Raw genomic sequence first — 10,897 nt, 5'->3', positions numbered from 1 at the left:
TGAGCCCGGCGAGGACTGGGGCTGGTGCTACGTGGACGAGGTCGAAGTCGATTTCGCCTGACCGCCGATACAGGCTGCGGAAGGGTTTCGTTTTGCGTAAGGGTACGGGTTTATCCGTGCTGTAAATGCTTCATGGATTGTTGGGGCTTTAGAGGGTGCTGAAAAAATCCGTTTTGCTTAAGGGCACGGCTTCAGCCGTGCCGCAAGTACGGCAAGATCAGCGCGGCTTTAGCCGCTGAGGTACGCCTTTCTCTTCGCCAATGACTTTTTCAGCACCCTCTTTAGCCCCTGCGATGCGCTTCCGCGGCCATCAACGAATCTTTCCGCAACCTGGATACCCGTGCTGGGCACTCCCGGTTTGTTATGCTGACGACATCCTTTTGTAAGAGAGCGAGTCAGCATGTCGGAAGAAGCAGTGAAGGTGACAGTCCGCCCGAATGGGTCGTTGCGGGTGGAAGGCCCAATTGTGTTGCAGGATGCCGAGGGCAGAACGTGGGACCTCACGGGCAAGCCCGCCATCTCGTTGTGCCGCTGCGGGGCCAGCGAAAATAAGCCCTTCTGCGACGGTGCGCACAAGCGGATTGAGTTCCAGTCCGCGCCCTCCCCAGTGGTTGCAGGCTGAAGTTCTCAGCCACGCGGTTGGTGGAGGCGGGATGAAGATTCAAGCGCGCGTTGTTTGCGGAATGTTCGTGGCCGGGCTGCTGGCCCTGTCTCAGGCTGCCTGCTATGCGCAGCAGGCGGCCGCCGCTTCGCCGAACGACGTGGCCGGGCTCTATCGCAATACAGTTGAACCAGACGTTCTGGTGGTTGTCTACCGCGAAGGCGGTAAGCTCTACGAAGAAGGCGAGCGTTCGCCGCGCGAAGAGTTGAAGGAGAAGTCGAAGGACCACTACGCCGCGCCGGAGTCGGTCAGCTTCGTCTTCACGCGCAATGCAAACGGCGCAGTGGAGAGCTTGACGCAGGGTGCGGGCGGCGACTGGCCCGGCTCGCTGAACCAGCCGGAGCAATTCGTCCGCATCAACGGCGATACCGCGCACCTGAACCACTTCCGCCTGTACACGCGCTCTGAGGCGATGGTTCCCATGCGCGATGGCGTGAAGCTACATGTAGTCATCCTGCGGCCCAAGGGGTCGGAGGCGAGCGGGGATCCGCTGCCGTTTCTGATGACGCGGACACCCTACGGTGTCGATGGTTACACCTCTGACATCGTGAATGCGATCAAGCCGGAGCTGGCGGAGAGCGGCTACATCTTCGTCTACGAAGATATTCGCGGCAGATATGAGTCAGGTGGGAAGTTCGTGATGAACCGGCCCATCGTCGCGCACAAGACGAAGAATGACATCGACGAGACGACCGACACGCACGACACCATCGACTGGCTGCTGAAGAACGTGCCGAACAACAGCGGCAAGGTCGGCGTGCTGGGAGTCTCCTACCCCGGATTTCTGGCCATGATGGCGGGCATCGATGCACATCCGGCGGTCGGGGCCATCTCGCCGCAGGCTCCGATGACGGACGTGTGGATGGGTGACGACTTCTTCCACAACGGCGCGTTCCGCCAGACCTACGGCTTCGACTACGTGCAGGAGCTGGAGGCCCAGAAGACCGACGTTGCCGTCCAGTCGAAGGAAGACACGTTCGATTTCTTTCTCCAGCATGTGAACTTTGCCGGGGCAGCAAAAGCGGCGGGCATGGAGAACCTGCCTACCGCGAAGATGTTTCTGGAGCAGCCCGCCTATACGAAGTTCTGGCGAGACATGGCAGTCGAGTGGCATCTGACGAAGGTCGAGGTGCCAACGCTCGAAGTCGGTGGATATTGGGACCAGGAAGATATGTGGGGCACGCAGGCCGAGTACGCCGCGCTGGAGCCGCACGACACAACGCATGAGGTCTTCATGGTGCTGGGGCCGTGGAACCACGGCGGCTGGGGCGCGACGACGCGGCACCTGGGCGCGCTGGACTTCGGCCAGCCTGCCGGAGACGAGTACCGCAAGACCATCGAGGCTCCGTTCTTCGAGAAGTACTTGAAGGGCCGCGCCGGGTTTGACCTGAAGAACGTCGCCAGCTTCCGCACTGGCGTCAACCGTTGGGAGCGTTATGATGCCTGGCCGCCGAAGGATGGGTTCCACGCCGCAAAGCTCTACCTGGTTCCCAACGGAAGCCTGAGCACGACCGCGCCGGGAGCGAACGGAGCGGCAGGGAAGACCAGCACGAGCTACGTGGCCGACCCCGCCAACCCGATTCCTTACCGTCACCGCCCGATTCAGGCAACCTACGGCAAAGGCTCGAAGTGGCGGAAGTGGCTTGCCGAAGACCAGCGGTTCGTCAGCGGGCGCAACGATCTCAGAAACTTCGAGACGCCTGTGCTGGACCACGACGTGACGGTAGCGGGCGATGTCATCGCTGACCTGTTCGCCTCGACCACCGGCTCGGACGCTGACTGGGTGGTGAAGTTGATCGATGTCTACCCGGACGACGCTCCTGCGCCGATGGCAGGCTATCAATTAATGGTTGCCGAGGAGATCTTCCGTGGCCGCTATCGCCAGAGCTTCGAGACGCCCGAACCGATTACTCCGGGCAAGGTCGAGGAGTACAAATGGAGTCTGCACGGGGCCGATCACACTTTTCTAAAAGGTCACAGAATCATGGTCGAGGTGCAGTCAAGCTGGTTCCCGCTCTACGACCGCAATCCGCAGACGTTTGTGCCGAACATCATGACCGCCCCGGCCAGCGCGTACAAGGCGCAGACGGTCTCGATCTACGGCTCGGCGCAATATCCCTCGCATCTGGATGTCTCTCTGGCTGACCGGTAGAGTATGTCAATCAAAACCATCAGCAGTCGCGAAGTCTACCGCAACCCCTGGACGCGCGTCCGCGAGGACGTCATCGAGCGGGCGAACGGGCAGCGCGGCATCTACGGCGTCATCGACAAGGACCCGGCCTCGATCATCATTCCTCTGGACAGCACCTCGGAGGGTGAGTTCGTCTATCTGGTCGAGCAGTTCCGTTACACCGTGGGTGGAACCTATCTGGAGTTTCCCCAGGGCGGGTGGGAGCAGGCCGAGGTCGTGCCCGAGGACCTGGCTCGTGGCGAGCTGCGCGAAGAGACCGGCCTGACCGCCGAGCGGATGACCCTCCTCTCAACGCTCCAGATTGCCTACGGAGTGATGAACCAGAAACACTATGTCTTCCTGGCCGAGGGACTGACGATGGGCACGCATGACCGCGACCCCGAGGAGAGCGACCTGGTCGTGCGCAGGGTGCGTGTCCAGGATTTTGAGGCGATGGTGCTTGACGGAACCATCGTCGATAACTGCTCGGTGGCGGCGTGGGGGCTCTACCGTTTGTGGCGCGAACGGCTTTGACAGCGGCCTCAGTCGGTGTTCCGTCCGAACAGGCCTGGAGGACGGTTGTAGCGTAGTCCGTCTCAAATTTACACACAACCGAAACTTTTATCCGGGGAGCGCGTCTTCACTGCCAGTGCGATTGCGGCGGAGTGAACCGCGGTTGCGATAAGAGGAATCGAGATGGCCAGGAAGCTGACGTATCTGGTTGTGACTGCGCTGCTGGTAGTTGCCTTGGGATGCACCTTCGAGCCCAAAGCGTATGCCTATGTCGATCCCGGCTCTGGCCTGCTGATGTTTCAGGGCATCAGCGCTGCGGTCACGGGAACGCTGATCTACTTCCGCCGCAAGCTGAAGGCGCTGTTCATCAAGTCTGCGAAGGAAGAGACTGAAGTGCCTGATACTCACTGATGTCTCCTTGCGAAGATAGTGCATACGCATCGATTCCATGCTGTCTCCCGCTGAAAGAAAGCCGGCCGTGAGAGCGTTGACCCACCCTGTAGCGGCTGCCTTTGCCCTTGCAAATCTCTACCTGCTGATGCTCACCGGGCCGCTGTTCGGCTCCGGTCACGCGCTCATCTACCACCTTGTCGGATCGGCCTCGGGCATCTTTATTCCGGTCATGGTCTATCTGCTGGCGCTTTGGGCCTCGCTCGCGGTCGTGCTGGTGGCCGTCGAGCGCACGGAGCGTCTGCGCCGGGTCGTCTGGGCGGCGGCGATTCTGGTGCTGCCCTGGTCAGTACTGAAGACCTGCGCGGGATTCTTCGAGTTCGACGTACCGCACTGGCTCCGGTTTCTGGTCTGGCTCGCGGCCCTGACTCTGTTTGTGCTCATCGTCGCGCCGCGAGGTCCGTTGCGTCGCGTGTTCGATTCCGCCCTGCCTCTGGTTTTCACTATTCTCGGCGTCTTCGCCCTGTGCAGTGTGGCCATCTTTGCACAACTCCTCTGGTTCGGCTGGCAGTCCAGAGACCTGAATCCGTCGCCGCCGCTGCACCGCGCTGAGGCTGATCCCGGCCCCGCGCGTCATCGCATCATCTGGATCGTTCTGGACGAGCTTTCCTATCAGCAGGTCTACGAGCAGCGTTTTCCCGGCCTTGAACTTCCCGCCTTCGACCGATTGGCGGCCCAATCGACTGTCTTCACGCACGTCGTTCCCGACGGAAAGTTCACTCGGCAGGTGATACCTTCGCTGTTGACCGGTATTCCCGTCGATGGCATCAGCGTCTCCGGGGCGGGGCTTTTGACCAGACTCCACGATCCCGCCATCGGCAAATGGAAGGCATTCGATCCACGTCAGACGGTCTTCAGGGACGCGCTTGACCGCGGCTACTCGACCGGGATTGCCGGGTGGTACAACCCCTACTGCCGCATCCTGCCGCAGGTCCTTGACCACTGCTACTGGACCTACGGCGAAGACACACCAGCCGATCTTTCGCCGGACGGCTCGGCCACCGCGAACTTCACTCTGCCGTTCCACCGGATTGCGCTCACGCTCAGGCATCGCTTCCACAGGGGTCCGGGGCCGCCGACGGAGGAGCAGCTCGACATCCACATGCACTCCGATGACTACCGCAACCTCCTGAACGCGAGCGATGCGTTTCTTCAGGACTCCTCCATCACCTTTCTTCTTCTCCACATGCCGGTACCGCACCCGACCGGGTTTTATAACCGGAGAACCGGACAGGTGGCCTTGAGGCACACGTCGTATATCGACAACCTTGCGCTGGCCGACCAGTATCTCGGCCACGTGGAGTCGCTGCTCACTCGGGACGGCGAGTGGGACCGGGACACGGTGGTGGTGATGGGCGATCATTCATGGCGTACCAGCCTCATCTGGGACCACTCCGCCGGATGGACGCCCGAGGACAACGCTGCCAGTCACGGCGGCCAGTTCGATCCGCGCCCGGCCTACATCGTGAAGCTGCCGAAGCAGCATACGGGCGAGCGCATCGATGGCCGGTATCTTGCCCTCCGCACGCGGGCGATGTTTGACGCCATGTTTGCGGGGCGGTTGGAGACGCCCGCTCAGTTACGGCAATGGGTGCAGCAGCCGTAGCCGGGGAACGGAAGTTCGCCACCCCTCCACCATAGTGGTATCGAAGAATGGCAGGGCGGAACGATAGGCTCTTCGCATGGGCACCCGTTTGCGTGAAGAGATCATGCCTTTGCGGGGCTCAGACTGGAAGATGAAGATCCTGCTCACATATATTCGGTTGGCAAAGCGGTCCGGGTGGCTGCTTGCGCTTGCATTGCTCGTTACCAGCCCAGCCTGGGGATCCATTGGCAGCTTCACCATCTCGGCCACCAACGAGGTCGTTCAGCAGGGCACGCTGGGCAGCTCGGCCATCACAGTCACTCCAATCGACGGATATACGGGCGACATCACGTTCAAGGTCACTGGGGCATCGCCCTCATTTACGAATGGGTGCGTCCTGCTTTCCAACTACTCCAATGTCAGCGGCATCAATCCGACGACCGTCGGCAGCCTGGCCGTGGCTACCAGAAATTTCGACTGTCCTCCTGACTCGATTGGGAACCCTTACGGGGGCTCGACCATCGGCGCGGTGCGGCCAATGAGTTCCGCACCGGGCTCCGCTCCGCTGGGCATCGCCCTGGGCGGCTTTCTCGCGGTGGGTCTGGTGGGCCGTCGTTCGCACAAGCTGCGTCGGTTATCGTGCCTGCTGGTGCTGGTTGCGTTAGCGGGCTTTGCGATGGGATGCAGCACGGCCGCGCCGCTGCTGACTCCCAAGGGCACCTACACCATGACGCTGGTGGGGACCGACGCGCACGCGACGCCGAACATCGCGGCCTCTACGACCTTCACCGTCACCGTTCAATAGATCAGGATCAGAGTGCGTCTCCAATCGAGGCCATTCTCTCTCAATACAATCATTCGTAATTTTTATAATGTACGTCAGTATTATTTGAATCTCTTATACTCCTGTCTAAAGGAGAAAGAGATGATCAATCGCACCAAAGAAGTCTTCGACCGGACCGCCTCCACCTACGACCGTGATCGCTCCTTGCTGATTCCGGGCTGCGACACCTTCTATCGCTGGGCCATCGACCTGATTCCTGCCGGGGCAAAGACGATTCTCGATCTTGGTGCGGGGTCGGGCCTGTTGACTCGGCTCATTCGTAATCGCTTCCCGGACGCGCACATTCATCTCATCGATTTCTCTGCGCCGATGCTTGCTCTTGCGGGGGACCGCATGGGCAACGACCCGCGCGTGACCTATCAACGTGCAGATTATGTGGCCGCGCCGGTTGCCGATGACTACTGTGCCGTGGTCTCGTCGCTCTCGATCCATCATCTGGATGACAAGGACAAGCGTGCTGTCTACAAGAAGATGCATGGCGCGCTCAAACCGAACGGCGTCTTCATCAATGCAGAGCAGGTGGCCGGGCCGACTGCTGAGCTGGATGCGCGATACAAGGCTCTTTGGCTCCGGCAGGTGAGGGAAGCGGGTGCTACCGAGCAGCAGGTTGAGGATTCGCTGTTCCGGCAGCAGGAGGACCGCTGCTCGCCAGTGGCGGAGCAACTTCGCTGGATGCGTGAAGCCGGGTTCGAGGATGCGGACTGCTGGTACAAGGACAACCGCTTTGCTGTCATGGCGGGAACGCGCGCATAGCCGTTTGCGGACATGATCGGGCCACAGTTTGGAATCCTGCGGCTGCGGCCCGCGTCTAAACTGGTGACAACCATGAAGCGCGTTCGCTACACAAAATTTACCGGCGACCTTTCATCGAGCTTCGGGCTCGAAGACCTGATGCAGGCGTTGTCAGACTTCCTGCTCGACTCCGGGTTCAACGATCCATACTCGCAGTTCAGCGAGTTCAATGAGCAGACGCTGGAGAACCTGCGTGAGGCGATTCGTCAGGCGCTCGAATCGGGCGAGATCTTCGATGAGGCGTCGCAGGAGAAGTACGACACGCTCGACGAGCAGCAGATCGAGGAGCTGATCGACAAGATCATCCAGAAGATGCAGGAACAGAACTTTATCAACGCCGAACAGCCCGGGCAGACCGGCCAGGGCACGGCGGGCAACGCCGAGACCGCGCGGTTCGAGGTTACGGACAAGGCGATGGACTTTCTGGGTTACAAGGCCCTGCGCGACCTGCTGGGGCCGCTGGGCAGATCGAACCTGGGGCGGCACGATACTCGGCACGAGGCGGCGGGGGTCGAGATCAACGGCTCGACGAAGCTGTACGAGTTCGGCGATACGCTGAACCTCGACATCACGGCGACACTTTCAAGCGTCTTCGCGCGTGAGGGCATTCGCACGGCGGTCGAGGGTGAGGAGCGGGTGCCGATGAACATCGGCTACTCGGATCTGCATGTTCATCAGTCGGACTATCAATCCTCGTGTGCAACGGTCGTCTTGCTCGACTGCTCGCACTCGATGATTCTCTATGGCGAGGACAGGTTTACTCCGGCCAAGCGCGTGGCAATGGCGCTCTCGCATCTGATCCGCACGCAGTTTCCCGGCGACACGCTGAATCTGGTGCTGTTCCACGATTCGGCTGAGGAGGTTCCGGTCTCGCAGCTCTCTCGCGTGCGTGTCGGGCCGCATTACACCAATACTCGTGAGGGGCTGCGGCTGGCGCAGCGGATTCTGGCGAAGCAGAACAAGGACATGAAGCAGATTGTGATGATTACGGACGGCAAGCCTTCCGCGCTGACGCTGGCGGACGGACGCATCTATAAGAATGCATTTGGGCTCGATCCGCTGGTCATCTCGGAGACGCTGGAGGAGGTCTCGCGGTGCAAACGGTCGGGCATTATGATCAACACCTTCATGCTGGCTCAGGAGTACTCGCTGGTGCAGTTCGTTCAGCAGGTGAGTGCGATGTGCCGGGGCAAGGCTTACTTCACCACTCCGCAGACGCTGGGGAACTATCTGCTGATGGATTTCATGTCTCGGCGGATGAAGACGATCCATTAGCAGGGGTACCCCCCCCCCCCCCTACTTTTTGTGCAAATTCCTTCTAACAAAGGACTTAGGGCGGGGGTATCTCGGCAAGATACTGATTTTACTGGTGCTGATCGCGCAAAATATTCATTCTGCTTGGCTTACTGTGTAAGCCTGGTAAAAAACGCGGCCCGGCTCGCTGACTGGGGCATGTTTTTATTTTAAGGGATGGAGGGGAACTGAACCGCCATTTTGGGCATGAGGGTAAGGTGCTTTGGGTGTATGGGTTGTGGGGTTTTCCACAGAGATGGGGGCTTGACGGGGTTTAGGTGCTGGCCGGGAAGGAATACGGGGGTCTCTCCACTGCGGCGGCAAAAGGGCCGCCTTCGAGCGAGATGACGTGCGTTTAGCGGCGAGCAAAGGGCCGCCTTCGGTCGAGATGACGTGGTGAGGCGGTTTGGTCGTGACCCCACCTTAGCGGCGATAAAGCCGCCGCGAAGATGGGGCACCCGGGTGTTGGTGGCGGGTTGAGGGAAGGCAAACGCAGATCCTCCCGCTTCGCGGAAGGATGACAACTAAAGAGGCGGAAGGATGACAACTCAGGAGTTGGTGCAGGTACGAACAGCAGATTCCTCCGCTACGCTGCGGAATGGAAATGCAAAGGGTGCTGCGGAATGGAAATGCAAAGGGTGCTGCGGAATGGAAATGCAAAGGGTGCTGCGGAATGACAATGCAAAGGGTGCTGCGGAATGACAATGCAAAGGATGCTGCGGAATGACAATGCAAAGGGTGCTGTGGAATGACAATGCCCCCGATGACTTGAAAGTTAGTTGAAGCCGCGGCGGGTTCGGGTGCGGGAGGTGAAGTCTTCCTGTTCGCTTTCGCGCAGTTGTTCGGCGTAGTTGATGGCCTGGTCGTTGCGCTGCTTCTTTTCGGCTGCGGCGAAGATGCGCTCCTCGGCGCGGCTGATGCGCTTGTGGGCGTACATGCCTTCGAGGAGGAACTCGGCCGCGCTGACGGCTGTTTCGGGTGCTGACTTGCCGGTGATCTTGAGTGGGGCGAGTTTTTCGATGAGGCCCTGAATCTGTTGCAGCTCGGAGAGCGAGGCAGCGGCGGGTTGGACGTCGTTGAGCTGGACCGTACCGCCGAGGTTGAACCACTGCTCGATCTGCTGCGTGTTGGTGTCGCTAAAGTACTGGTCGAAGATGGTGGCGACGCTCTGGCGGATGATTTCGCGGATGACGGTGTCGGCTCCGCGCATCTCGCCTTCGTATTCGAGTTCGATTTTGCCGGTGATGCCGGGGAGAGCGGTGTAGATGTCGCCAACTCTTGGGACGACGAGCTGCTCGTTGTGCAGCAGGGCGCGTCGCTCGGCGTTGGAGAGGACGAGTTCGAGCGTGCTGATGGGGAGGCGCTGGGAGACGCCGCTGCGCTTGTCTACTTTTCTATCTTCGCGGGCGTGGAAGGCGATCTGCTCGATGATCTGGCGGATGTAGTGGGGGACTTCGATGTTGGAGGAGTTGCGCGCGGACCATGCCTCCTGCGCGGTGATGGCGATGCCTTCCTCGATGTTCTCGGGGTAGTGCGTGCGGATCTCGGAGCCGATGCGGTCTTTGAGCGGCGTGACGATCTTGCCGCGGGCGGTGTAGTCCTCGGGGTTGGCGGAGAAGACGATGGCTACGTCGAGCGACAGGCGGACGGGGTAGCCCTTAATCTGCACGTCGCCTTCCTGCATGATGTTGAAGAGGGCGACCTGGATTTTTCCGGCGAGGTCGGGCAGCTCGTTGATGGCGAAGATGCCGCGATTGGCGCGGGGGAGCAGGCCGTAGTGCATGGTGAGCTCGCTGCCGAGGTCCTGATTGCTGCGGGCGGCCTTGATGGGGTCGATGTCGCCGACGAGGTCGGCTACGGTGACGTCGGGCGTGGCGAGCTTTTCGACGTAGCGGTCTTCGGGAGTGAGCCAGGCGATGGGGGTGTCATCTCCGAGGCGCGCGATGAGGTCGCGGCTGAACTTGCTGATGGGCGCGTAGGGGTTGTCGCGTGTCTCGGAGCCGGCAACGTAGGGAGTGTGCGGGTCGAGCAGCGTGGTCAGGGCGCGGAGGATGCGCGACTTGGCCTGTCCGCGCAGGCCGAGCAGGATGAAGTTGTGGCGCGAGAGGACGGCGTTGACGAGCTGCGGGATGACGGTGTCTTCGTAGCCGACGATGCCGGGGAAGAGCGGGTCCTTCGACTTTGCGGTGGTGCGCAGCCTGGCGATGAGGTTTTCGCGGAGTTCGTCCTTGACGCTGCGGGCGAGGCGGGCGGGGGTGTATTCGCTTTTGCGGAGTGCGCCGAGAGTGGTGGGCAGTGAGGTCGCCATATCTAAGTATAGATGTTTGGCGGGGGTGTGAGGGTGCGGTGGGTCTGGGTGGCGCACTCGGATTGGCGGAGAAAAGCAGATTCCTTCGCCTTCGGCTACGGAATGGAAATGCAAAGGGGCTGCGGAATGGAGATGCGAATGGGGTGGAGAGTGTTCATTCCCACCCATGCGCGATGAAGCTGCGCATGGATGGGGCACCCGAACATCTGTGGCCGGTGAGGGAAAAGCAGATTCCTTCGCTGCGCTGCGGAATGGAAATGCAAAAGGCGCTACGGGGTGAG

Annotated in this window: 9 protein-coding genes; 8 read left to right on the top strand and 1 reads right to left on the bottom strand. The window is 60.6% G+C overall.

The features are described from left to right. The first annotated feature begins 400 nt into the window (after positions 1-400). The 8 genes from VFU66_RS07400 (at position 401) to VFU66_RS07365 (ending at position 8,290) form a co-directional block, all read left to right on the top strand. Entirely contained in the window at positions 401-622 is a 222-nt protein-coding gene (locus VFU66_RS07400) for a CDGSH iron-sulfur domain-containing protein (protein WP_326445605.1), read from the top strand. Between the two features lie 31 nt (positions 623-653). Next, positions 654-2,813 carry a CocE/NonD family hydrolase gene (locus VFU66_RS07395; protein ID WP_326445604.1) on the top strand — a complete coding sequence of 720 codons (2,160 nt, stop codon included), beginning with the start codon at positions 654-656 and terminating at the stop codon, positions 2,811-2,813. 3 nt (positions 2,814-2,816) lie between these two features. Beyond that, complete coding sequence (locus VFU66_RS07390; protein ID WP_326445603.1) at positions 2,817-3,365, top strand: NUDIX domain-containing protein; 549 nt, start codon at positions 2,817-2,819, stop codon at positions 3,363-3,365. A 162-nt stretch (positions 3,366-3,527) separates the two neighbouring features. Continuing rightward, entirely contained in the window at positions 3,528-3,755 is a 228-nt protein-coding gene (locus tag VFU66_RS07385; RefSeq protein ID WP_326445602.1) for a hypothetical protein, read from the top strand. Between the two features lie 67 nt (positions 3,756-3,822). Further along, entirely contained in the window at positions 3,823-5,400 is a 1,578-nt protein-coding gene (locus tag VFU66_RS07380; protein WP_326445601.1) for a sulfatase-like hydrolase/transferase, read from the top strand. 103 nt (positions 5,401-5,503) lie between these two features. Beyond that, positions 5,504-6,184 (top strand): hypothetical protein, encoded by a 681-nt coding sequence (locus VFU66_RS07375; protein WP_326445600.1) that lies wholly within the window; start codon positions 5,504-5,506, stop codon positions 6,182-6,184. Between the two features lie 120 nt (positions 6,185-6,304). Beyond that, the gene (locus VFU66_RS07370) at positions 6,305-6,976 is read left to right on the top strand and encodes a class I SAM-dependent methyltransferase (RefSeq protein ID WP_326445599.1); all 672 of its coding nucleotides are present in this window, start codon (positions 6,305-6,307) and stop codon (positions 6,974-6,976) included. Between the two features lie 72 nt (positions 6,977-7,048). Further along, entirely contained in the window at positions 7,049-8,290 is a 1,242-nt protein-coding gene (locus tag VFU66_RS07365) for a vWA domain-containing protein (protein WP_326445598.1), read from the top strand. Positions 8,291-9,083: 793 nt separating this feature from the next. Here VFU66_RS07365 and VFU66_RS07360 read toward each other — a convergent pair. Continuing rightward, entirely contained in the window at positions 9,084-10,616 is a 1,533-nt protein-coding gene (locus VFU66_RS07360; protein WP_326445597.1) for a sigma 54-interacting transcriptional regulator, read from the bottom strand. Positions 10,617-10,897 lie beyond the last annotated feature (281 nt).

It is taken from the genome of Edaphobacter sp. (assembly GCF_035763405.1).
Classification (GTDB): domain Bacteria; phylum Acidobacteriota; class Terriglobia; order Terriglobales; family Acidobacteriaceae; genus Edaphobacter.
This window is presented reverse-complemented; position numbering and strand designations above follow the sequence as displayed.